Source organism: Erwinia sp. OLFS4, assembly GCF_002752165.1.
In the GTDB taxonomy this organism is placed as follows: domain Bacteria; phylum Pseudomonadota; class Gammaproteobacteria; order Enterobacterales; family Enterobacteriaceae; genus Izhakiella.
On sequence record NZ_MOMB01000003.1, the window covers coordinates 42,129 to 65,558 of the forward strand.

The 23,430-nt window shown below is 51.1% G+C and carries 22 protein-coding genes and 1 pseudogene; 10 read left to right on the forward strand and 13 right to left on the reverse strand.

Going from position 1 to position 23,430, the window contains the following annotated elements; genetic code table 11:
- Positions 1 to 2: 2 nt before the first annotated feature.
- Positions 3 to 4,469 (reverse strand): glutamate synthase large subunit, encoded by a 4,467-nt coding sequence (gene gltB, locus BL249_RS01640; RefSeq protein ID WP_099705500.1) that lies wholly within the window; start codon positions 4,467 to 4,469, stop codon positions 3 to 5.
- 867 nt (positions 4,470 to 5,336) lie between these two features.
- Here gltB and arcB point away from each other — a divergent pair.
- Both arcB and mtgA read left to right on the forward strand, forming a co-directional pair.
- Positions 5,337 to 7,679 (forward strand): aerobic respiration two-component sensor histidine kinase ArcB, encoded by a 2,343-nt coding sequence (gene arcB / locus BL249_RS01650; RefSeq protein WP_099705412.1) that lies wholly within the window; start codon positions 5,337 to 5,339, stop codon positions 7,677 to 7,679.
- 864 nt (positions 7,680 to 8,543) lie between these two features.
- Positions 8,544 to 9,260: a monofunctional biosynthetic peptidoglycan transglycosylase gene (mtgA, locus tag BL249_RS01655; protein ID WP_099705413.1), complete on the forward strand. Its 717-nt coding sequence runs from the start codon at positions 8,544 to 8,546 to the stop codon at positions 9,258 to 9,260.
- Positions 9,261 to 9,269: 9 nt separating this feature from the next.
- Here mtgA and npr read toward each other — a convergent pair whose 3' ends face one another.
- From npr to BL249_RS01710, 11 genes are all read right to left on the reverse strand, one after another.
- Entirely contained in the window at positions 9,270 to 9,542 is a 273-nt protein-coding gene (gene npr, locus BL249_RS01660) for a PTS phosphocarrier protein NPr (RefSeq protein ID WP_099705414.1), read from the reverse strand.
- Positions 9,539 to 10,393, reverse strand: a complete 855-nt coding sequence (rapZ, locus tag BL249_RS01665) for an RNase adapter RapZ (RefSeq protein ID WP_099705415.1) — start codon at positions 10,391 to 10,393, stop codon at positions 9,539 to 9,541. Before rapZ ends, npr begins: the two co-directional genes overlap by 4 nt.
- A 30-nt stretch (positions 10,394 to 10,423) precedes the next feature.
- Positions 10,424 to 10,909, reverse strand: coding sequence for a PTS IIA-like nitrogen regulatory protein PtsN (gene ptsN / locus BL249_RS01670; protein WP_099705416.1), 486 nt, complete (start codon positions 10,907 to 10,909; stop codon positions 10,424 to 10,426).
- A gap of 198 nt (positions 10,910 to 11,107) precedes the next feature.
- Complete coding sequence (gene hpf, locus BL249_RS01675; RefSeq protein ID WP_099705417.1) at positions 11,108 to 11,395, reverse strand: ribosome hibernation promoting factor; 288 nt, start codon at positions 11,393 to 11,395, stop codon at positions 11,108 to 11,110.
- A 22-nt stretch (positions 11,396 to 11,417) separates the two neighbouring features.
- Positions 11,418 to 12,851 (reverse strand): RNA polymerase factor sigma-54, encoded by a 1,434-nt coding sequence (rpoN, locus tag BL249_RS01680; RefSeq protein WP_099705418.1) that lies wholly within the window; start codon positions 12,849 to 12,851, stop codon positions 11,418 to 11,420.
- Positions 12,852 to 12,899: 48 nt separating this feature from the next.
- Positions 12,900 to 13,625, reverse strand: coding sequence for an LPS export ABC transporter ATP-binding protein (gene lptB / locus BL249_RS01685; RefSeq protein ID WP_099705419.1), 726 nt, complete (start codon positions 13,623 to 13,625; stop codon positions 12,900 to 12,902).
- A 6-nt stretch (positions 13,626 to 13,631) separates the two neighbouring features.
- Entirely contained in the window at positions 13,632 to 14,177 is a 546-nt protein-coding gene (lptA, locus tag BL249_RS01690) for a lipopolysaccharide ABC transporter substrate-binding protein LptA (RefSeq protein ID WP_099705420.1), read from the reverse strand.
- Positions 14,149 to 14,727 carry an LPS export ABC transporter periplasmic protein LptC gene (gene lptC / locus BL249_RS01695; RefSeq protein WP_099705421.1) on the reverse strand — a complete coding sequence of 193 codons (579 nt, stop codon included), beginning with the start codon at positions 14,725 to 14,727 and terminating at the stop codon, positions 14,149 to 14,151. Before lptC ends, lptA begins: the two co-directional genes overlap by 29 nt.
- Complete coding sequence (gene kdsC / locus BL249_RS01700; RefSeq protein WP_099705422.1) at positions 14,724 to 15,278, reverse strand: 3-deoxy-manno-octulosonate-8-phosphatase KdsC; 555 nt, start codon at positions 15,276 to 15,278, stop codon at positions 14,724 to 14,726. The genes lptC and kdsC overlap by 4 nt, the downstream gene beginning before the upstream one ends.
- Before the next feature lie 25 nt (positions 15,279 to 15,303).
- Positions 15,304 to 16,290 carry an arabinose-5-phosphate isomerase KdsD gene (gene kdsD / locus BL249_RS01705; RefSeq protein WP_099705423.1) on the reverse strand — a complete coding sequence of 329 codons (987 nt, stop codon included), beginning with the start codon at positions 16,288 to 16,290 and terminating at the stop codon, positions 15,304 to 15,306.
- Between the two features lie 10 nt (positions 16,291 to 16,300).
- Positions 16,301 to 17,281 (reverse strand): calcium/sodium antiporter, encoded by a 981-nt coding sequence (locus BL249_RS01710; RefSeq protein WP_099705424.1) that lies wholly within the window; start codon positions 17,279 to 17,281, stop codon positions 16,301 to 16,303.
- 218 nt (positions 17,282 to 17,499) lie between these two features.
- Between BL249_RS01710 and mlaF the strand changes: the two genes are divergently transcribed.
- The 7 genes from mlaF to murA all read left to right on the forward strand — a co-directional run bounded on the left by mlaF (position 17,500) and on the right by murA (position 22,306).
- Positions 17,500 to 18,312 (forward strand): phospholipid ABC transporter ATP-binding protein MlaF, encoded by an 813-nt coding sequence (mlaF, locus tag BL249_RS01715; protein WP_099705425.1) that lies wholly within the window; start codon positions 17,500 to 17,502, stop codon positions 18,310 to 18,312.
- A 7-nt stretch (positions 18,313 to 18,319) separates the two neighbouring features.
- Complete coding sequence (gene mlaE / locus BL249_RS01720) at positions 18,320 to 19,102, forward strand: lipid asymmetry maintenance ABC transporter permease subunit MlaE (RefSeq protein WP_099705426.1); 783 nt, start codon at positions 18,320 to 18,322, stop codon at positions 19,100 to 19,102.
- 4 nt (positions 19,103 to 19,106) lie between these two features.
- Positions 19,107 to 19,652, forward strand: a complete 546-nt coding sequence (gene mlaD, locus BL249_RS01725) for an outer membrane lipid asymmetry maintenance protein MlaD (RefSeq protein ID WP_099705427.1) — start codon at positions 19,107 to 19,109, stop codon at positions 19,650 to 19,652.
- 8 nt (positions 19,653 to 19,660) lie between these two features.
- Positions 19,661 to 20,296, forward strand: a complete 636-nt coding sequence (mlaC, locus tag BL249_RS01730; protein WP_099705428.1) for a phospholipid-binding protein MlaC — start codon at positions 19,661 to 19,663, stop codon at positions 20,294 to 20,296.
- A complete protein-coding gene (gene mlaB, locus BL249_RS01735) occupies positions 20,293 to 20,586 on the forward strand; it encodes a lipid asymmetry maintenance protein MlaB (protein ID WP_099705429.1) in 294 nt (97 codons plus the stop codon). Before mlaC ends, mlaB begins: the two co-directional genes overlap by 4 nt.
- 127 nt (positions 20,587 to 20,713) lie before the next feature.
- Positions 20,714 to 20,968: a BolA family iron metabolism protein IbaG gene (gene ibaG / locus BL249_RS01740; RefSeq protein WP_099705430.1), complete on the forward strand. Its 255-nt coding sequence runs from the start codon at positions 20,714 to 20,716 to the stop codon at positions 20,966 to 20,968.
- Positions 20,969 to 21,037: 69 nt separating this feature from the next.
- Positions 21,038 to 22,306 (forward strand): UDP-N-acetylglucosamine 1-carboxyvinyltransferase, encoded by a 1,269-nt coding sequence (gene murA / locus BL249_RS01745; protein ID WP_099705431.1) that lies wholly within the window; start codon positions 21,038 to 21,040, stop codon positions 22,304 to 22,306.
- A 58-nt stretch (positions 22,307 to 22,364) separates the two neighbouring features.
- Here murA and BL249_RS01750 read toward each other — a convergent pair.
- Positions 22,365 to 22,651, reverse strand: a pseudogene (locus BL249_RS01750) (helix-turn-helix domain-containing protein).
- Between the two features lie 463 nt (positions 22,652 to 23,114).
- Between BL249_RS01750 and BL249_RS18900 the strand changes: the two are divergent.
- Entirely contained in the window at positions 23,115 to 23,264 is a 150-nt protein-coding gene (locus tag BL249_RS18900) for a hypothetical protein (protein ID WP_158233085.1), read from the forward strand.
- The last annotated feature ends 166 nt before the right edge of the window (positions 23,265 to 23,430 follow it).

The following is a 23,430-nucleotide window of genomic DNA, read 5'->3' on the forward strand; positions in this document are numbered from 1 at the left end:
CCTTACTGCGCCTGCACCCGCAGCTCAGCTGCGGAACGACTACGGTGACCTAATAACGCTTTGACATCACTGGACTTAGGTTTTATCAGTGCAAATTTACCGGAGAAAGCTGGCCAGTTAGCCAGAATTTCTTCGCCACGACCAGAGCCGGTGATCTGGACATGTTCGGTAATCAGACCTCGCAGATGTTCTTCGTGAATGGGCAATTCATCAACGTTGAGCACTTCAACCAGCTCGGCATTGACCCGTTGGCGAAACTCACCGTCTTCGTCCAGAACATAAGCGAAACCGCCGGTCATACCGGCACCAAAATTGACGCCAGTCCGACCCAGTACGCAGACAATTCCGCCGGTCATATATTCACACCCATTATCACCGATACCTTCAACCACGGTGATAGCACCGGAGTTACGGACGGCAAAACGCTCACCGGCGCGGCCGGCAGCGAATAGCTTGCCACCCGTTGCGCCATAAAGGCAGGTGTTTCCGGCAATAGTTGCTTCGTGACTACGGAATGCCGAGCCGACAGGGGGACGAATGGCCAGCATACCACCTGCCATTCCTTTCCCGACATAGTCGTTGGCATCTCCGGTAAGCACCAGCTCAACGCCGCCGGAATTCCAGACGCCAAAACTTTGGCCAGCCGTGCCGTTGAAATGAACGCGGATAGGGTCAGCAGCCAGCCCCTGATCGCCGTGTTGCGCCGCAATCGCACCTGAGAGCGTGGCGCCAACAGAGCGGTCGGTATTGCGAATGTCAAACCAGAAAGTTTTGCTTTGCCGGGCTTCAACATACGGCATGGCCTGGGCCAGCAATGTTTTGTTCAGCACGCCCTTATCAAAAGCGGGGTTCCCTTCCGTGCAATACAGCGCTTTGTCCGGCATGGGGTTAGCCGTTTCCAGCAATCGGGAAAGATCGAGGTTTTGCTGCTTGGCAGTGAAGCCTTCCAGTGCGGTGAGCAGATCGGTGCGACCAATCAAATCAACCAGCCGCTTCACGCCAAGCTGAGCCATGATTTCCCGGGTTTCACGAGCAATAAACTGAAAGTAGTTGGTCACCCGCAGCGGCAAACCGTGATAATGATTTTTGCGCAATTTTTCATCCTGCGTTGCCACGCCGGTTGCGCAGTTATTCAGATGGCAAATTCGCAGATATTTACAGCCTAGTGCCACCATTGGCCCGGTGCCAAAGCCGAAGCTTTCGGCACCAAGAATCGCGGCTTTAACGATATCCAGGCCGGTTTTAAGCCCGCCATCTACCTGCAGGCGAATTTTATGTCGTAGCCCGTTGGCCACCAGCGCCTGCTGCGTTTCAACCAGCCCCAGTTCCCACGGACAGCCGGCATATTTAACTGAACTGAGCGGGCTGGCACCGGTTCCACCGTCGTAGCCGGCGATGGTTATCAGGTCGGCATAAGCTTTAGCTACGCCGGTCGCAATGGTGCCTACGCCGGGTTCAGACACCAGTTTCACCGAAATCATCGCTTTCGGGTTGACTTGTTTAAGGTCAAAAATCAGCTGCGCCAGGTCTTCAATCGAATAGATATCGTGGTGCGGTGGCGGTGAAATCAGGGTGACGCCAGGCACGGAATAGCGGAGTCTGGCAATGTAAGGTGTGACTTTATCCCCCGGCAACTGGCCTCCCTCACCGGGTTTTGCCCCTTGAGCGACTTTAATCTGGATGACATCGGCGTTCACCAGATAGGCCGGCGTTACGCCGAAACGACCGGAGGCAACCTGCTTAATGCGCGAGACTTTACTGGTGCCATAGCGGGCAGGATCTTCACCACCTTCACCGGAGTTAGAGAAGCCGCCGAGGCTGTTCATCGCTTCCGCCAGTGATTCGTGGGCTTCCGGACTCAGTGCGCCGATTGACATCGCCGCGGTATCGAAACGTTTATACAGTTCGCTGGCGGGTTCCACCTCGTCAGGCGGAATACCCTGACCGCCTGGGTTAAGCACCAGCAGGTCGCGCAGCGTCGCGACAGGGCGTTCGTTAACCTGGCGGGCATACTGCTGATAATCACTGTATTCACCGCTGATGACGGCTTTCTGTAGCATACCAACCACGTCGGGATTGTATGCATGATATTCGCCGCCGTGAACGTACTTTAACAATCCCCCCTGGTCCAGCGGTTTACGCTGCAACCAGGCGCGTTTGGCCAGATTGATTAAATCCTGCTGGAAGTCAGCAAAGTTGGCGCCGCCGATACGGCTGGTGACGCCCTGGAAGCAGAAAGCGGTAATTTCATCATGAAGTCCGACCGCTTCAAAGAGCTTAGAGCAGCGGTAGGAGGCAATGGTTGAAATGCCCATTTTCGACATGATTTTGTAAAGGCCTTTATTAATGCCGTTACGGTAATTCAGCATTATGCTGCGGTAATCTTTTTCAATAATGCCACTGTCGGCCATTTTGGCCAGTGATTCGTAGGCCAGCCACGGATAGATGGCGGTGGCCCCGAAACCGAGCAGTACGGCAAAATGGTGCGGGTCGCGGGCGCTGCCGGTTTCAACAATAATGTTTGCATCGCAGCGCAGGTTTTTTTCCACCAGACGAGTTTGTACCGCACCAACAATCATCGGTGCCGGTACGGGCAGCTGATCGGGGGTGATATGACGATCGGAAAGAACCAGTAATACGGTACCGGAGCGGACCATCTGTTCAGCCGTGTCGCACAGCTGGTAAATCGCTTCTTCCAGGGTTTGCTGCGCCGGATTAAAGGTGCAGTTGAGCATATCTGACCGGTAATATTCACCTTCCATCGTGGTGAGCTGGCGAAAGTCAGAGTAGAGCAGAATCGGCGATTTAAAGCTGACACGGTGTGCCTGGCCTTCCGCTTCACAAAAGACGTTCATTTCGCGACCGATGCTGGTGGCCAGCGACATCACGTGATTTTCACGCAGCGGATCGATAGGCGGGTTAGTCACCTGTGCGAACTGCTGGCGGAAATAATCGTAAATAATACGTGGCCGGCTGGAGAGTACGGCAAACGGCGTGTCATCGCCCATTGACCCTACGGCTTCCTGCCCATTTTCCCCCAGTACACGCACGATGGCATCAAGTTCTTCACTGCTGTAGGCAAATTGTTTCTGGAAGGTGGCCAGCTGATTGTCATCCAGCTCGCGGTTACCGACCTGATCATCCGGCAGATCTTCAAACGGCACCAGGCGTTTAACGTTTTTTTCCATCCACTGTTTATAGGGATGGCGGCTTTGCAGATCGTGATCGGTTTCCGCTGAGTGCAGGATGCGGCCAGCACGGGTGTCGATGACCATCAGCTCACCGGGGCCAACACGGCCTTTTTCTACTACTTCATCGGGCTGATAGTCCCAGATACCCACTTCAGATGCACAGGTAATCAGCTTGTCGGTCGTGATGACATAGCGTGCCGGACGTAAGCCGTTACGATCGAGGTTACAGGCGGCATAGCGCCCATCAGACATCACGATGCCTGCCGGACCATCCCAGGGCTCCATATGCATGGAGTTAAAATCAAAGAAAGCGCGCAGTTCCGGGTCCATGTCGGGGTTGTTTTGCCAGGCAGGCGGAACCAGCAGACGCATCGCGCGAACCAGGTCCATACCGCCGGCGAGAAACAGCTCAAGCATGTTATCCATTGAACTGGAATCGGAACCGGTTTCGTTCACAAACGGGGCTGCGTTCTGTAAATCCGGAATCAGCGGAGTATTAAATTTGTATGCCCGCGCCCGTGCCCACTGACGGTTACCGGCAATAGTGTTAATTTCACCGTTGTGAGCCATATAGCGAAACGGTTGTGCCAGCGGCCAGCGCGGCACGGTATTGGTTGAAAAGCGCTGGTGGAATAAACAAATTGCTGATTCAAGACGCAGATCTGCCAGGTCAAGATAAAAGCGCGGCAGATCCGCCGGCATGCACAACCCTTTATAAATGTTGACCTGGTTTGAAAAGCTGCAGATATAAAATTCTTTATCGCCCAGGGCTTCAACGCGTTTTTCAATGCGGCAACGCGCCATGAACAGGCGACGCTCCATGTCGCGTGGCCGCCAGCCGGCGGGGGCATTGATAAACAATTGTTCAATACCCGGCAGTGAGGAGAGGGCGATTTCACCCAGCACGTCCTGGTTGGTGGGGACTTCACGCCAGCCAACAATGGAGAGGGTCTCACGCAGTACTTCTTCTTCAACAATGCGGCGGGTGCGTTCGGCCTGCTGACTATCCTTATTAAGGAATAGCATGCCGACCGCATAATTTTTTGCCAGGCGCCAGCCTTGTTCTTTGGCAATAACCTGGAAGAACCGATCGGGTTTTTGCAATAACAGGCCACAGCCGTCACCGGTTTTACCGTCGGCAAGAATTGCACCACGGTGCTGCATCCGGGCCAGTGCGTGAATGGCAGTACGCACTACTTTGTGGCTTGGCTCGCCTTCTATATGGGCGATAAGACCAAAACCACAGTTATCCTTTTCAAGGGATTTATCGTACAACATATCAGTGAACCTCCCCAGGCTCTGTGGACTCCCGATTCCGACGGCGGTCAGGCGCAGAAAGGGCCGGCGACAGGTTTGCGTATCCACGCTCACATCCAGGTCGCCTTTCTTCCAGCTTTTTGCATCGTTCAGACAAGTATAGAGGACTTGCTTCTGAGGGAATCTCATTACTGCATAATTATGACGAGCCAAGCACCCGTCCAGAACTCTTCCAGCGGATTCCCAACTTATCGGGAAAGCGTAGTCAGGTCAAATTGGCTTATTCATCGAACTTTTTCGCTCTGTTTATTATTAATCTATTGATTTTAATTATTTTTGCATCTGTTTAGCCTGCATTCATCCGGCTGTCACACTGGCCAGTTATGTGAGTTGTATCACTATCCATAAGCCGGCAGTATGTATTTTTATCCTTATTTTTTATTTTAATGTGGTTTTATCATCTAAAAAATCAGCTTTTTGTCTGTAAAAAAGCTGTTTTTGATTTATATGCTTATTTGAATTAAACAGGGGTGCTGTATTAGTAAAATTAATCAGGGAAGAAGTGACTAAAATAGCGTTTATTGTGAATCATTATTCGAAAATTAAAAAGAATGGCAGGACGACAATCCGGTGTTATCGTTCAGAAAGTGAACAGCATTGTGAGACGGGCGGGTAACACCCGGATATTCAGATTATGCGGTTAAGAAAATTAGTCAATAGCCGGATAAAACCTGCGCGAAATAATTCCATCGCTGCACTTTAATGGTGCAGATGATCGGTGATTTCTGTCGAAAATTCCCGCTGCAGGGCTAACTCACGCTATCGCTGCAAAGCGTGTGCGACAGTTATGCGGTATGATTAACAGCATTTTGGTGTCGGGACAGACCTATGAAACAGATTAGATTGCTGGCGCAGTATTACGTTGACCTGATGGTTAAGCTCGGACTGGTCCGTTTTTCTCTGCTGCTGGCTTCAGCACTGGTCATTCTGGCGATAATCGTCCAGATGGCAGTGACCATGTTATTACATGGCCGCGTTGAAAGTATTGACGTGGTGCGTTCGGTTTTTTTTGGTCTGTTGATCACGCCCTGGGCAGTTTATTTCCTCTCGGTGGTGGTGGAACAGCTGGAGGAGTCCCGTCAGAGGTTGGCGCGGCTGGTGGACAAGCTGGGTGAAATGCGCCAGCGCGATATGGAGCTAAATCAGCAGAAACAGGAGACGATTACCCGTCTCAATCAGGAGATTGCCGATCGCATTAAAGCTGAGGAAGCCCGTTTGCGGGTGGTGGAGAAGCTGAAAGAAGAAATGGCTCGGCGTGAGCAGGCGCAGATTGAACTGGAACAGCAATCCACCTTCCTGCGCTCGTTTCTTGATGCATCTCCTGACCTGGTCTTTTACCGCAATAGCGATCAGCTGTTTTCCGGTTGCAACCGGGCGATGGAACTGCTGACCGGCAAGAGCGAAAAGCAGCTTATCGGCTTGTCGCCTGAAGACGTTTACGATAATGAAGCCGCGACCAAAGTTCTGGAAACGGACGAGAAGGTTTTCCGTCACAACGTCTCGCTGACTTATGAGCAGTGGTTGCAGTATCCGGACGGCCGTAAAGCCTGTTTTGAAATTCGAAAAGTTCCTTATTATGACCGGGTTGGTAAGCGTAGCGGCCTGATGGGTTTTGGCCGGGATATTACGGAACGTAAGCGCTATCAGGATGCGCTGGAAAATGCCAGTCGGGAAAAAACAACTTTTATTTCGACGATAAGCCATGAGTTACGCACACCGCTAAATGGTATCGTCGGCCTGAGCCGTATTCTGCTGGATACCAATTTAAATCAGGAACAGCTCAATTATCTGAAAACCATCCATGTTTCTGCCATTACCCTTGGCAATATCTTCAATGACGTCATTGAGATGGACAAAATTGAACGCCGGAAGGTCCAGCTGGATTTACAGCCGATCGATTTTACTGGCTTCCTGGCCGATCTGGAAAATCTCTCAGGATTACTGGCGCAACCGAAAGGGCTGAAGTTTGTTATGGCGCCGGTGTTACCGCTGCCACATAAAATCATTACTGACGGCACCCGTCTGCGCCAGATTCTGTGGAATCTGATTGGAAACGCGGTGAAATTTACTCAGCAGGGTGAGATTGTGGTGCGAATTACCTACCTGGACGCAGATAATTTGCGTTTTGAGGTGGAGGATTCCGGTATGGGGATCCCGGAGGAGGAGCAGGAAAAAATCTTCGCAATGTATTATCAGGTGAAAGACCAGCAGGGTGGCAAACCGGCGACCGGTACGGGTATTGGTCTGGCGGTATCGCGGCGGCTGGCGCAAAGTATGGGCGGTGATATTAGCGTTCGCAGTGTGCCTGGCGAAGGTGCCTGTTTTTCATTAACTATTCATGCGCCGCGCGTGGAGGAAGAGGTGGGTGATGCCGGGACGGACGATGAGACGCCGTTACCCGCTCTGAATGTTCTGCTGGTGGAAGATATTGAGCTTAACGTGGTGGTTGCCCGCTCGGTACTGGAAAAGCTGGGCAGTAGTGTGGAAGTGGCAATGACCGGTCAGGCGGCGCTGACGATGTTTGATCCCGATGAATTTGATTTGGTCTTACTGGATATTCAGCTGCCGGATATGAGTGGACTGGAAGTGGCAAAGGCGATCCGTCAGCGTTTTGCCGGCAGAGAGTTACCGCCACTGGTCGCGCTGACGGCAAATGTGTTGAAAGATAAAAAAGAGTATCTGGATGCCGGAATGAATGATGTGCTGAGTAAGCCGCTTGCTATTCCGGCGCTGGCGGCGATGATCAAAAAATATTGGGGTTATCAGGCAGCACCTGCTGCAGAGACCCTGCCGCAGGTCAGTCACGATGCCGCAGAGCACGGGGTTCTGGACCTGGCGGTGCTGCAACAATATATCGAATTAGTCGGTCCTTCACTGGTTTATCAGAGTCTGGATATTTTTGAGAAGATGATGCCAGGCTATCTGGAAGTGCTGGATTCCAATCTGATGGCACGTGACCAGAAAGGGATTGCGGAAGAAGGGCATAAAATTAAAGGTGCCGCCGGTTCGGTCGGGCTGGCGCACTTACAACAGCTGGCGAAACAAATCCAGACGCCTGAGTTACCGGCGTGGTGGGATAACGTTCAGGAATGGGTGGAAGAGCTAAAGCGAGAATGGCGGCATGATGTGGAGGTGTTGCGCCAGTGGTTATCCGGAAAAGAAAAAAAATGACCCCAGCCTAAGCCGGGGTGCGCGAATACTGCGCCAACACCAGGGAAACTCTATTCGTCGCAATTGTCAAAGTTGGAGTCGATGTGCGCCGAACGGTATTGGGTAAATCATTTAATCACTACAGTAGCAAATTTTGTCTGCACTGGTGAAAAAACCATTAAAATGTGTGATACAGGACCACATATATGTATAGGAAACATTAATTTACTGATACTGTCAAGCGGCTAATCAATATATAGGGGCGATTGGCCTGAATTTGACCGTTTGTGATCATAACACCGGTTACTGTTTTAACTAAGCTTTTTTTCTAAGTTATTTAAGTAGTTATCAGTAAGTGATGGCTAAAATGGCGCCGTCATATTTCTTGTATCTTGTTGTTATTTAAAGGCTGATTTATTTTTAGTTAACCGGTTATCTGAAAAATATATGGCTGCTTTTTTGGCTGGAAGCCGCCGTTTTCACTATTGATCTCTGGCTATTTTTATTGAAATCAGGTGGCATTTGTATAGTAAAGTATCGTAACAAATGATGAATAATTAAGTGATGTTTTCGAATAAAAGCAGAATATTGAAATAAATAGCGAGCTAATGTTAATTGTTATTTATTAAAATGCTTAACTAATAATTAAAGTGAATATTGTCATTTGCAACCATTTATTCCGGGAAACTTTTACCTGTCTTAACCCCCGTTACTGATACTCCTGGTCATCAGACTATGGACAGCAAATAATGAATCTGTACCCTTTGTAAATTAACGGATGGCAACCGTTACGATGCTGAAAGTACAATGTCAGTCTGCCGCTGAAGCAGACAGAGGGTTATGTGTAATTATGATTACCAGTAGTTCATTCGCGGAGAGCACATTTTGAGAAAAGGGAAAGGCGGATTGCGACTTAAGCGATTTTTCATCACCGGTGTGCTGACTATTCTGGCGGCCTGGGCGGCCGGTATTATTCTGTTTGCTTTTCTGCCGGTGCCCTTTTCTGCCGTGATGGCAGAACGTCAGGTTGGGGCATGGATGCGTGGTGATTTCGGTTATGTTGCCCATTCTGACTGGGTTGGTCGCGATGAAATCTCTTCCTGGATGAAACTGGCCGTTATTGCTGCAGAAGACCAGAAATTTCCTGTGCACTGGGGGTTTGATGTCGCCGCGATTCAATCCGTGCTGGATGATGCGCATGATGGACAGATGCGTGGTGCCTCAACACTTTCTCAGCAGACGGCGAAAAATTTGTTCCTGTGGGACGGACATAGCTGGATACGTAAAGGACTGGAAGCCGGGCTGACGGTGGGCATTGAAACCGTCTGGAGCAAACGGCGTATTCTGACGGTGTATCTGAATGTGGCCGAGTTCGGGAAAGGGATTTTTGGCGTTGAGGCAGCATCGCGCCACTATTTTCATAAGCCAGCCAGCCGGCTGACACCGGCTGAAGCAGCCTTACTGGCGGCGGTATTACCCAGCCCATTACGCTTTCGCGCCGATGCACCATCCGCATATTTGCGTCAACGTCAGCTGTGGATTATGCGCCAGATGCGCCAGCTGGGTGGAGAAGGTTTTTTGCGTGAATACAAACTGCGCTAACGTGCCGGCTTAATCTTCGTCAAAGCCGGCATCAAACAGTTGAATAACCGCAGCCAGGGCCTGGTGTTCTTCAGGGCCACTGGCCTCAATTTCTATGTGGCCGCCTTTGGCTGAATCCAGCATTAACAGGGCGATGACACTGCTGGCTTCGGCTTCAGTACCACTTTCGTTGCGCAGCAAAACGTCTGCATCAAAACTTTGTACCAGCTCAAAAAGCTTCATTGCTGGTCGTGCATGCATACCCAGCTTATTTTTTATTTCAACGGTTTGTTTGACAGTCATGATTTACGTTTTTCCAGCGTCCGGTGCCGGGACTGGACGTTCTTACCGCGTGAGCGAAAATAATCTGCCAGTTGTTCTGCGATATACACTGAGCGATGCTTGCCCCCTGTACATCCGATGGCAACCGTCAGATAGCTGCGATTATTGGTCTCAAGCATAGGCAGCCAGAGCTCCAGATAACTACGGGTTTGATAAATAAAGTTATGTACTTCCGTATGGCGATCAAGAAAAGCAGCAACCGGCCTGTCAAGGCCGGTCATCGGGCGTAGTTTCGGATCCCAGTGTGGATTAGGCAAAAAGCGGACATCAAACACGTAGTCAGCATCAATTGGGATGCCATGTTTGAAACCGAAAGATTCAAAGACCATTGTCAGCTCGCGCTCACGTTTACCCAGCAGGCGCGCGCGTAACATTTCGGCCAGTTCATGTACCGACATTTCCGAGGTGTCGATAATCAGGTCTGCCCGCGAACGCAGAGGTTCCAGCAGATTATTCTCTTCATCAATAGCGCTTTCCAGCGACAAATTTTTGCTGGAAAGTGGATGCAACCGACGGGTATCACTGTAGCGCCTGATCAGGGTACTACGGTCCGCATCGAGAAAGAGCAGCTGTGGAGAAAACGTTGTGGGCAAATCAGTCAGTGCCGTTTCCAGAATTTCCGGCGTTTCCGGCATATTTCGCACGTCAATGCTGACGGCGGCGGATGTTTGCCGTTCGGTTAATGAGTTGGCAAGTGCCGGTAGTAGCTCTACCGGCAGATTATCAACACAATAAAACCCCATGTCTTCCAGTGCGCGCAGGGCAACGGATTTTCCTGACCCCGATCGACCACTAACGATCATCAGCACCATGTGCTTTCTCCTGAGTGACTGCGGCTGGCCTTACTGGTTTTGTTCATTACCTTCTGTGATTATCTGATAGAGTTCTTCATCGTTTTGTGCGGCGCGCAGGCGACGACAGATCGATTTATCGGCCAGGCGCTTTGCCACCAGTGACAGGGTATGCAGATGCGTTTTACACTGATCTGCCGGCACCAGTAGTGCAAATAACAGGTCGACAGGCTGATTATCAATAGCGTCAAATGCAATTGGCTGGTCGAGGCGAATAAATACCCCGACGGCGCGTAAGGTATCTTCCTCAAGCTTGCCATGCGGAATGGCAATGCCATTACCAATACCGGTACTGCCCATGCGTTCACGGGTGAGAATAGACTCAAAAATTGTCTGGTGCGGCAGGTTTAACTGCTTGGCAGCCAGCTCGCTGATAATTTCCAGCGCTCTTTTTTTGCTCTGACAATGTACGTCGTTGCGTGTACAGGACTGGCTTAGTACAGAGTTAAGTTCCAGTGTTTGATCAGTATTCATCATAGTTTCACTTAGGTGTTCTTTACGCCTGGTGTCGTGCTTAACATTACTCGTCCCTGAACCCTGGCTCAGCTTTGCGTCAGGTACAACCTAACGTATGGCCTGATTGATGAACGGCTCGCCACAAGGGCGAGCCGATGGGTTACCGGGCGGGAATGCCGCCATGTGGCGCCGTGCCCGTTGTGTCGCTATTTGCTAAGGTCAACGCTGCTTTAGTTTATCTTTATGTTTATTGAGCTGACGAGCAAGTTTATCAATTAAACCATCAATGGCTGCATACATATCTCGTTCTTCTGATGAGGCATGCAGCTCCCCTCCGTTCATATGCAGCGTGGCTTCCGCTATCTGCGAAAGCTTCTCTACCTTTAGAACAATATAGACCTGATTAATTCTGTCAAAAAATTGTTCCAGTTTAGCAAATTTAGCGGTGACGAATTCACGCAGTGCCGGCGTGATGTCGACATTTTGCCCGGTGATATTTAGCTGCATAGTTGCTTCCTTATCAGTGCGTTCAGACCAGCCGTTTACGCTGGTTTGAGGGCGGGATGGATAAAGATTCACGGTATTTAGCGACGGTACGCCGTGCCACCATAATGCCTTGTTCCGAAAGCATGCTGGTGAGTTTACTGTCGCTCAGTGGTTTAGCCGGATTCTCCGCTGAAACCAGTTTTTTCACCAGTGCACGAATAGCGGTAGATGAGGCTTCGCCACCGCCTTCCGTATTCACATGGCTGGAGAAAAAGTATTTTAGTTCAAAAATACCGCGCGGACTGTGCAGATATTTTTGTGTCGTCACGCGGGAGATAGTTGACTCATGCATGTCCACCGCGCTGGCAATGTCTGCCAGCACCATTGGCCGCATATACTCTTCACCCTGATCAAAAAACGCCTGCTGTTGTTCGACAATACAGCGCGACACTTTAAGCAGCGTTTCATTGCGGCTTTCAAGGCTTTTAATCAGCCAGCGGGCCTCCTGCAGATTGCTGCGAATAAACTGGCTGTCGCTATCGCTACGGGTTGTGGTTCCCAGCGCGGCATAGTGCTGATTGATTTTTAGGCGGGGAATGCTATCGGGGTTCAGTTCAACCGACCAGCGCCCCTGCACTTTGCGGACCAGTACATCGGGAATGACATACTCGGGTTCGCTGGTGTTGACTGACTGTCCTGGGCGCGGATCGAGCGACTGAATAAGCCGCATTGCGCCTTTAAGTGATTTTTCTTTCAATCGTGACACCCGCATCAGAGTTCGGAAATCGTGGTTAGCCAGCAGATCGAGATGCTGGCTGACTACCATGCGGGCTTCTTTTAGCCAGGGCGTGTCGTCGACAAATTGTGAAAGCTGTACCAGCAGGCAATCGCGCAGGTCACGGGCGGCGACGCCTACAGGATCAAAACGCTGAATACGTTTTAGTACCGCTTCCACTTCTTCCATGTCGAGTTCATCATTACCGATACTGTCAAGAATATCCTGCAGCGACACGGTCAGATAGCCGGTGTCATCAACGGCATCGACAATCGAGGTAGCAATGGCCCGATCGGTGTCAGAAAAAGGCGTCAGCTCTACCTGCCACATCAGATAGTCCTGCAACGTCAGCGTGGTTTCACCCTGATAAACCGGCAATTCTTCGTCGTGGTAATCGGTGCCGGTTCCGGAAGGGGTGCCGGCGGTGTATATTTCGTCCCAGGTCGCGTCCAGCGGCAGTTCTTCCGGCATGTCCTTTTGCTCCAGTGCTTCACGGGTGTCTAACGCTTCATTTTCCGCAACGGCGTGGCTGTCTACCTCGTCATTATTTTCTGTTTGCTCCAGTAGTGGATTGCTTTCCAGCGCCAGCTGTATTTCCTGCTGAAGTTCAAGCGTTGAAAGTTGCAGCAAGCGGATAGCCTGCTGTAGCTGGGGTGTCATGGCGAGCTGCTGACTTAGCCGAAGTTGCAAACTTTGCTTCATAGTCAGGATGTCATTTCCCGGTAAAACGGACCCATGATAAACACCATATCAGAGTCTGAACTCTTCGCCCAAATAAACGCGTTTCACCTGTTCATTGGCCAGCACCTCTGCTGGTGTCCCATGGGCGATCATGTGACCCTGACTGACGATATAAGCCCGTTCGCAGACCGCCAGAGTTTCGCGCACATTATGATCGGTAATCAGTACACCGAGACCGCTGTCGCGTAAGTGTTCGATGATCTTTTTAATATCAATCACCGAGATAGGGTCGACGCCGGCAAAAGGTTCATCGAGCAGAATAAATTTGGGATTAGCTGCCAGCGCACGGGCTATTTCGACCCGACGGCGTTCACCGCCGGATAGCGACTGCCCAAGGCTGTTACGCAGGTGTCCAATATGGAATTCTTCCATCAGTTCATTTGCCCGATCGTCGCGCTGTTCTGCGGTTAAATCAGCGCGGATTTGCAGCACTGCCATCAGGTTATCGTAAACCGTCAGCCGGCGAAAAATAGAGGCTTCCTGCGGCAGATAGCCAATTCCCCGGCGGGCCCGGGCGTGCAGAGGCAGAAGACTGATATCGTCGTTATCAATCACGATACGACCGGCGTCGCGCGGGACAATACCGACCACCATATAAAACGTGGTGGTTTTACCGGCCCCGTTTGGCCCTAGCAGACCAACGATTTCGCCTGAGTTTACCTCCAGGCTGACATCTTCGACGACCCGGCGACCTTTGTAGGCTTTCGCCAGATTTTCTGCAATTAAGGTTGCCATATAGCGTTAGTTACTCTTGTTAGCCTGATCGTGTTTGTTTTTATCCTGCAGCTGGGACGGTACCAGAACGGTCGTGACGCGTTTGCCGGTGCTGCTGAATGCCTGCACTTTTTGTGCTTTCACCAGATAGGTAATGCGGTCGCCGTTAACGTTGCTGTCCTGTTGTTGCAGGAATGCGTTGCCGGTCAGCTCAATAAAATCGTTCGCCAGTTCGTAATGCAGTCTGGCGGCGTGTCCCTGCACCGGCTTTCCGTTATCCTGCATCTGATAAAAAGTCGCCGGATTACCGTAGGCATCAATAATGGTTTTATTGCTGTCTCCGCCGGGACGGGTGACCACGACTTTATCTGCGGTCACTTTAATTGTCCCCTGGGTAGCGATAACGTTACCCGTGAAGGTCGCAACATTTCCCTGCATGTCCAGCGCCTGATTTTCTGAATCAATATGCACTGGTTTTTCGGTGTCACCGGTTAACGCCATGACCGGCAGGGCAGCAGCCAGAAGAGAACCGGCCAGGAATAACTTAATGTTGTTTTTCGTTTTGGATTTCATAAGAGGTTTTAACCTTTTCAATCAGCTGGGCCGTTTTCTTCCGTAAATTTCCGCGCATCTTCATGCCGGTAGAGTTAAAGTTGGTACCATAAAGTGTGACCTGTTCGTCTGATGTGACGTCCAGCGTCGTCAGGTTAATTACCGCAGTATCGGTAACAATACGTTGCAGCTGAGAAGTACTGGTCAGACTGTTTACTTCGACGTGGCCATACAGATAAAGCATGCGGTCATTGGTTAATCTGGCTTTATCTGACCGGACAGACCAGATAGGGACTTTATTATCGTCAAAAACGGTCATTACCGGTTTTTCAAACCAGCTGACGGCCTCGTTGGTATAATAGGTGACTTTCTCGGAGACCAGCCGGTAATTAAGTGAACCGGTCGGACTGTAGACCACGGTATCTGAGCGATCGCTGGTATAGTCAGGTTCATTCTGCTTCGTCTGGTTTTGATTGTCCGCTTCACGCCCGTTATCAGCCATATTCCAGCCGATTAAAATCAGGGCGATTAATGCCAGAATGAGCGTTATCCAGCGCTTTAATTTACTCATACTGACTGCCCTTTGGCCTCATCAAACTTATCCTGTGCGATTAGAATCACATCGCAAATCTCACGTACTGCCCCACGCCCACCGGCAAGATGGGTTATGTAATCTGCCCGTGGCAGCATAGCCGGATGTGCGTCAGCAACCGTGACGCTCAGCCCGACCTGTGCCATTACCGGCCAGTCTATCAGGTCATCGCCAATATAGGCGATGTGTTCGGGCAATAACGACAGTTTATCCACAAGTTCAGCGAAGGCCAAAAGCTTATCTGACTGCCCCTGGTAAAGATGTGTAATTCCCAGGGTTGCACAACGGTCTTCCAGCAGCTTTGCTTTGCGGCCGGTAATAATAGCGACTTCCACGCCAGAGGTCAGCAAACAGCGTATACCATAACCGTCGCGCACGTTGAACGCTTTTAATTCTTCACCGTTATTGCCCTGATAGATAACGCCATCGGACATCACGCCATCAACATCGCAAATGAGTAGCTTTATTGCGCGGGCCTTTTGCATTACGCTACGGCTTACCGGGCCGTAACAGGTTTCAACCATAACCATCTTGCTTTTTTTCTCGTTTAATGGCTTACACCACGCCAGCGCGCAGTAAGTCGTGCAGATGAACAACGCCCAGCAACCGGTCACCTTCTGCGACCAGTACGGAGGTTATATTTTTACTTTGCATCAGGTTCAGGGCATCCACCGCCAGCATGCCAGAACGCACCCGGATACCGCCCGCCGTCATCACCTTGTCGATGCGTGCCTGCTGAAAATCGATTCCCATATCAAGTACACGACGCAGATCGCCATCAGTGAAAATGCCTGCAATCTGCATTACATCATCACAGATTACCGTCATCCCCAGATGTTTACGGGTAATTTCCAGTAGCGCATCGCGCAGGCTGGCATCGCGACTGACATGGGGAATTTCTGCTCCGGTATGCATAATATCATCGACGCGTAACAACAGTTTGCGGCCGAGCGCGCCACCAGGATGAGACAGCGCAAAATCTTCAGCGGTGAATCCACGTGCTTTAAGCAAGGCAACAGCCAGCGCATCACCCATCACTAAGGTGGCCGTGGTGCTACTGGTGGGGGCTAATCCAAGGGGACAGGCTTCCTGAGGCACTTTCACGCACAGGTGGACATCTGCCGCTTCGCCCATACTGCTTTCCGGGCGGCTGGTGATACAAATCAGTGAGACTCTCAGCCGCTTCAGGACCGGGATAAGCGCCAGTATTTCCGCTGATTCCCCGGAATTGGAAATCGCAATCACCACGTCGTTGCTGGACACCATCCCCAGATCACCATGGCTGGCCTCCGCCGGGTGGACGAAAAAAGCCGGCGAGCCGGTGCTGGCAAAGGTGGCGGCCATTTTTTTACCAATATGGCCGGATTTTCCCATGCCCATCACCACGATTTTGCCGTGGCAGTAAAAGATTTTCTCACAGGCTTTGCTGAAATCATCGTTGATGTAGTTATCCAGCTGTTCAAGCCCTTCACGCTCAATACGTAGCACTTCTTTGCCGGCCAGTTGGAAGTCAAAACCCGGTTCCAGTTCACTATGGGGCATCATTCAGTCCTTACCAGAAGCTCTCTGAGGGAAAAAAGTAAAGCAGGGCTACCCAGAGAATAAACCCCCCGAGTAACAGCGCCCCCGTCAGTCGCCCGATTCGCCGGCGTCGCTGTAAGCAAATCAGCATGAACAATGCGCTGACCCCCAGCATCACCCAATAGTCGCGGGCGAACGCTTCGCTATCAATGCTGCCAGGGTGGAGTAATGCCGGTACGCCCAGAACAATTGCGATATTATAAATGTTAGCGCCGATCAGGTTACCGATCGCGATATCATCTTCATCTTTCAGTGCGCCAGCAATCACCGTAGCCAGTTCCGGCAGGCTGGTGCCGACAGAAACGATGGTCAGGCCAATGATCAGCTCGCTGACTCCGAGATAATCGGCCACCACCGTTGCGTTATCAATCACCATATTGGTGGCGACCGGCAGCATAATCAGTGCCACAGCCAGCCAGAGAAAGGCAACGGTGTTCCCTCCATCTCCGCGGGGAAGTTCCGCCAGCTGTTCGCTGGTCAGGGTATCACTGTTGTTATCGAGGCTGCGTCTGGCAATTCGGATAGTGACCAGCAGATAGACGATCGCCATGCTAATCAGCAACAGGCCGTCAATCCGGCTGAGATGGTTATTAAACAGTAAAAAACCGCTGAGTAACGTTACCAGCAACATTAGCGGTAATTCGCGTCGGATAAGATTTGATTGTACGGCCAGTGGGTGAATCAGCGCCGCGCTGCCAAGAATAAGCAGAATATTGATGATGTTCGACCCCATGACCGTTCCCACCGACATATCAAGCTGACCATGGTTGGCTGCCGACAGTGAAACGATAAATTCAGGTAACGAGGTGCCAATACCCACTACGGTCATGCCGATAATAATTGGCGGAATCCCCAGTGAGCGGCAAAGGATCGATGCACTAAAAACCAGTCGGTCAGCGCCATAGGCCAGCAGCACCAAACCGATTACCAGAAGGGCGGTCGCAACGAGCATGAAAGATCCTTTCAGCGAAACCAGCGTCATTTTGCTATGGACGGTGGCAGATAAGGTCATAATAATGGATGTAATTCTGACGCCCTGGACAGAAAAAGTAAAACTTATGCCGGGTTTGATTGCCATAGTGCAGTAAGTTTCTGTAAAACTCGTGGCAACAGAATTTAATAGGTTACCATCTACACTTAATGATTATTACCTGATAAACAGAGGTCACTATGGAGCAGACGCCAGGGAATCTGGTTGATGTACGCGGCGTTACGTTCCGCCGTGGCGACCGCCTCATTTTTGATAACATTTCGCTGACGGTGCCGAAAGGTAAGGTTACGGCGATTATGGGCCCATCCGGGATTGGCAAAACCACCTTGCTCAGGCTGATTGGCGGGCAGCTCCAGCCCGATAGCGGCGAGATCTGGTTCCAGGGAGAAAACATCCCGGCGCTTTCACGTTCCCGTCTGTATAGCGCCAGAAAGAAAATGAGCATGTTGTTTCAGTCTGGTGCTTTGTTTACCGATCTCACTGTTTTTGACAATGTCGCCTGGCCATTGCGTGAACATACCCGTCTGCCGGAACCGTTATTACACGCCACTGTAATGATGAAACTGGAAGCGGTCGGGCTGCGCGGCGCGGCGCGATTAATGCCTTCCGAACTCTCCGGCGGAATGGCGCGCCGGGTGGCGCTGGCACGTGCGATTGCACTGGAACCAGAGCTGATCATGTTTGATGAGCCTTTTGTCGGCCAGGACCCCATCACGATGGGCGTACTGGTTAAACTGATTGATGAACTCAATCATGCGTTAGGTGTCACCTGTATCGTGGTGTCACATGATGTGCCGGAAGTATTAAGTATCGCTGATTATGCTTACATTATTGCCGGTCAGAAAGTGATTGCTGAAGGCACTGCCAAACAATTAAAAGACAATACGGATAGCCGTGTCCGCCAGTTTATTGATGGTATTGCGGATGGACCGGTACCTTTTCGTTTTCCGGCAGGGGAATACCTGCCGGATTTAATCGGATCAGGGAGTTAATCTGACCATGTTAGTTCGTTTTCTGGCTTCGCTGGGAAGACGCGGTATTGATAGCTGCGCTGCTTTTGGCCGCGCAGGACTGATGTTATTTCACGCGTTAATAGGGCGGCCCGAGTTTCGTAAACACGCGCCGCTGCTTATCGGTCAATTGTACAGCGTCGGCGTTCTTTCCCTGCTGATTGTGGTGGTCTCCGGTCTGTTTATCGGCATGGTGCTCGGTTTACAAGGTTATCTGGTGCTCACCACCTATAGCGCGGAGACCAGTCTTGGCATGCTGGTGGCACTTTCTTTGCTGCGCGAGTTGGGACCCGTGGTCACAGCGCTTTTGTTCGCCGGGCGCGCCGGCTCGGCCCTGACGGCTGAAATTGGCCTGATGAAAGCCACCGAACAGCTTTCCAGTATGGAGATGATGGCGGTGGACCCATTGCGTCGGGTTATTTCACCGCGCTTCTGGGCTGGATTTATTAGCATGCCGCTACTGGCGCTGCTTTTTGTCGCCGTTGGTATTCTCGGCGGCGCGCTGGTGGGAGTAACCTGGAAAGGTATCGACAGCGGTTTTTTCTGGACCGCAATGCAAAATGCCGTTGATTTGCGGCGGGATATTGTCAACTGTGTGATTAAAAGCGCCGTTTTTGCCATTACCGTGACCTGGATAGCCTTATTTAATGGCTACGATGCTATTCCGACCTCGGAAGGGATTAGCCGGGCGACAACGCGTACCGTAGTACACGCATCACTGGCGGTACTGGGGCTGGATTTTGTGCTGACAGCACTGATGTTTGGGAACTGATGCAATGTATACAAAGAAAAGTGAAATTTGGGTCGGCATTTTTTTACTTCTGGCGCTTTGCGCGGCCATTTTTCTGTGCCTGCGTGTGGCAGATGTGAAATCGCTGGGTAACGAACCAACCTGGCGTCTTTATGCCAATTTTGACAATATTGGCGGCCTGAAAACCGGCTCGCCGGTGAAAGTCGGTGGCGTAGTGATCGGCCGGGTGACGGATATTTCACTCGATGCGAAAACTTATCTGCCGCGTGTCACCATGGCCATTGAAGATAAGTATAACCAGTTGCCGGACACCAGTTCGCTGGCGGTGCGCACGCAGGGCTTACTTGGTGAACAATTTCTGGCTTTAAATGTAGGTTTCTCTGACCCGGACATGGGCACTGCCATGCTGAAAGACGGTAGCACCATTCAGGATACCAAATCGGCACTGGTACTGGAGGATCTCATCGGCCAGTTCTTGTATAAGAGCAACGACGAGAGTAATAAAAAAGGTCAGCAGCCTGCTCAGGGCACCACACCGCCTGAATTGTCTGCTCCCACCCAGCCTAAATGAGGATTGGCATGTTGAAACGTTTACTGATTATCGCCCTGTTGGCGATTGTACCTCTGACTGCCAGTGCGGCAACCGATCAGAGCAACCCCTACACACTGATGGATCAGGCGGCAGCGAAGACATTTAACCGCCTGAAGAATGAGCAACCGAAGATTAAACAAAATCCTGACTATCTGCGTCAGATTGTGCGTGAGGAGTTGCTGCCGTATGTGCAAATAAAATATGCCGGCGCGCTGGTTCTGGGCCGTTACTATCAGCAGGCCACTCCCGCGCAGCGCGATGCATATTTTAAAGCTTTTGCCGATTATCTTGCTCAGGCTTATGGCCAGGCCCTGGCACTTTATCACGGGCAGACCTATAACGTGGCACCGGCACAGCCGCTGGGTGATGCTAATATTATTGCTATTCGCGTGACCATTATTGACCCTAATGGCCGGCCGCCGGTTCGTCTGGATTTTCAGTGGCGCAAAAACAGTGTTAATGGCAACTGGCAGGCATTCGATATGATTGCGGAAGGTGTCAGTATGATTACGACAAAACAAAACGAATGGAGCGATATCCTGCGGACCCAGGGGGTGGATGCGTTAACCCAACGCCTCGAGTCTTATGCCGCACAGCACATTACCCTGGATAAGCAACAGTGAATCCGTCGCTAAGCTGGACAAGCGCACAAGGCAAGCTGGCGCTCAGTGGTTGGCTGACGCATGAAACGTTACTGCCTTTATGGCAGCAGCGAGAAGATCTAATGAATGGCGTCAGCCTGCTGGATGTCAGTGGCCTTGAACAGGTGGATACGGCCGGTCTGGCGCTGTTGATCCATTTGCGCGAAACGGCAAAAAAGCAGCCGCTGACGCTGCAAATGAGCGGGATTACCGACAGATTGCGCGCGCTAATCGGGTTGTATAATTTACAATCTGTGATGATTACCGTATAGCGATGTCATCATCCGATGCTTATTATTGGAAAGCCCCTGCTCAGGCTGGGGCTTTCTGCGTGTTTAAGACAAAGACAAATTCCTCTACTATGTGGGGCTGTTATCATTCATTAATGTCAGAACGGTCATGGAAAATAGCGAAATACAATCTGTGCTCTTAAGCGCACTACCCTTAGAAGAGGTTCATGTATCCGGCGATGGCAGCCATTTTCAGGTGATTGCCGTCGGCGAAATTTTTGCCGAACTCAGCCGGGTAAAAAAACAGCAGGCAGTGTATGCGCCGCTGATGGAATATATTGCGGATAACCGTATTCATGCGGTTTCCATCAAAACATACACTCCTGCAGAATGGGCACGTGACCGTAAGCTGAACGGTTTTTAATTGGCTTGCCTGATCCCGGACAGACTGGCGGGCGGCAAATAAGTATTAAGTAAACAGAGAACAGTAGCGATGGACAAATTTCGTGTGCAGGGGCCAACCCGGCTGAGTGGTGAAGTGACAATTTCCGGTGCGAAAAACGCCGCGCTGCCGATCCTGTTCGCTGCTTTGCTGGCTGAAGAACCGGTAGAAATTCGTAATGTCCCGAAACTACGGGACATTGATACGACAATGAAGCTGCTGAGCCAGCTTGGCGCTAAAGTCGAACGTAATGGCTCTGTGCATGTTGATGCCAGCAGCGTTGATATTTACTGTGCTCCGTATGAGCTGGTTAAAACGATGCGCGCCTCTATCTGGGCGCTCGGGCCACTGGTTGCCCGTTTCGGCCAGGGGCAGGTTTCTCTACCGGGCGGCTGTGCTATTGGCGCACGCCCTGTCGATTTGCATATCACCGGCCTTGAGCAGCTGGGGGCGCAGATAAAGCTGGAAGAGGGTTACGTTAAAGCATCGGTAGACGGGCGCCTGAAAGGGGCGCATATCGTAATGGATAAAGTAAGCGTGGGGGCGACTGTTACGATAATGTCTGCCGCTACGCTGGCAACGGGTACCACCATCATCGAAAATGCGGCACGTGAACCTGAGATTGTGGATACGGCGAACTTTCTCAATACCCTGGGTGCCCGAATCAGCGGAATGGGCAGCGATCGTATTACCATTGAAGGCGTAGCGCGTCTGGGTGGCGGTAGCTATCGTGTATTGCCCGATCGTATTGAAACAGGCACTTTTCTGGTGGCCGGAGCCGTTTCCGGTGGCAAAGTTATCTGTCGTCAGACCCGTCCCGATACGCTTGATGCAGTGCTGGCAAAATTACGTGAAGCCGGTGCCGAGATTGAAGTAGGCGAAGACTGGATTTCGCTGGATATGCACGGCCGGCGGCCGAAAGCGGTGAACGTGCGTACCGCTCCCCATCCTGGATTTCCCACCGATATGCAGGCACAGTTTACCCTGCTTAACCTGGTGGCAGAAGGTACCGGGGTGATTACCGAAACTATTTTCGAAAATCGCTTCATGCACCTGCCGGAGCTGATTCGTATGGGGGCGCACGCTGAAATTGAAAGTAATACCGCAATCTGTCACGGCGTGGAGCAGCTTTCCGGTGCCCAGGTCATGGCCACGGATTTGCGTGCATCAGCAAGCCTGGTGCTGGCGGGGTGTATTGCAGAAGGCACGACGCTGGTGGATCGTATTTATCACATTGATCGGGGTTATGAGCGCATTGAAGATAAGCTGCGCATGCTGGGGGCCAATATTGATCGGGTTGGCGAAGAAGAAACGCTCTGAAACCGCCCGCAGCGCTAACGCAGAATTGATGACGGACGACCTGGGTCGTCCGTTTTTTTTAGCTCTGCTGATTCTGTTTATCGCTGTTTTTGTCTGCAGAATGCGGTCGCATCAATCTTTTACGGTCAAGCAGCTGGTGTGAATCGGGGTCGTAATAACGACTTGGCCAGATTTCAGCCGGATGGATGCCCAGGGCATTGGCGATCAGCCATTCACCTTTCGGCCAGGGACGGCAGAGTGCGTTGGCCAGCGTAGAGGAGCTCAAACCTGAAGCGCGGGAAAGCGCGGCCAGAGAGGTTTTTCAATAATATCGGCAGAATGCCAGTCGCTTTTTAGCGGTTGCATAAGTCCTCCTTGATGTTTTCTGGAAATTCCGGATGATACTTTTTCGTGTTAGTTAGTTTATTAATGCCATGAAATTTATTGCTATTATGCTATTTATTAATAGTTTAATTTATCTTGTAGCGTTATAACAAAAAATAAATACCGTTTTTATAGCGCTTTCATAAAAATTTCCTGTTGTGTGTCAGATACCACATTCCAAACTGCAACGTTGCAAAAAACGCCGGGATTAGGGTTTCGGGAGGGAATAGTGGTGCAGTCAGGCAATTAACAGCGTGTTTTGCTCAGCGGATACCGGCGCTGGCCGTAAAGTTCCAAACCACAGGCAGGCAGCATGTTGACCCTCAGCAGCAGAGCGCGCGGGGGATCTGCCTCAGCACTCCGGCGAACAGCGGATAATTTTTAACGTGGGCTAAATTGGTTTTCCTGGGGGACGCTGAGTAACGGTTGTACTTACTGTATTGGTATGCCGACAGCTGAGTTGCTGCAAGCAATGGAAAGTCATGCAGGAAAAATTACGCTGATCGGCGGCGGGTATAAAGCCGGGGAGGGGTTGATACCGACTAAGAAAACGGCGCTGGCCTGGGCGGAAACCCTGACCCTGGTGGTTGGTTAAGGGAGACTGCAGGCGTTACAACGGCAGGCGTTACATAAGAGCCTGCGTGTCTTTCATTGCAAAACAGGTTGTTGATCTGACTAATACCATTGGCCTGATGAACGCCGGTCATCGCCTGGCTATGCGTTGGCGAAAGTTACCTGATAGTGCAATAAACCTGCAGTGA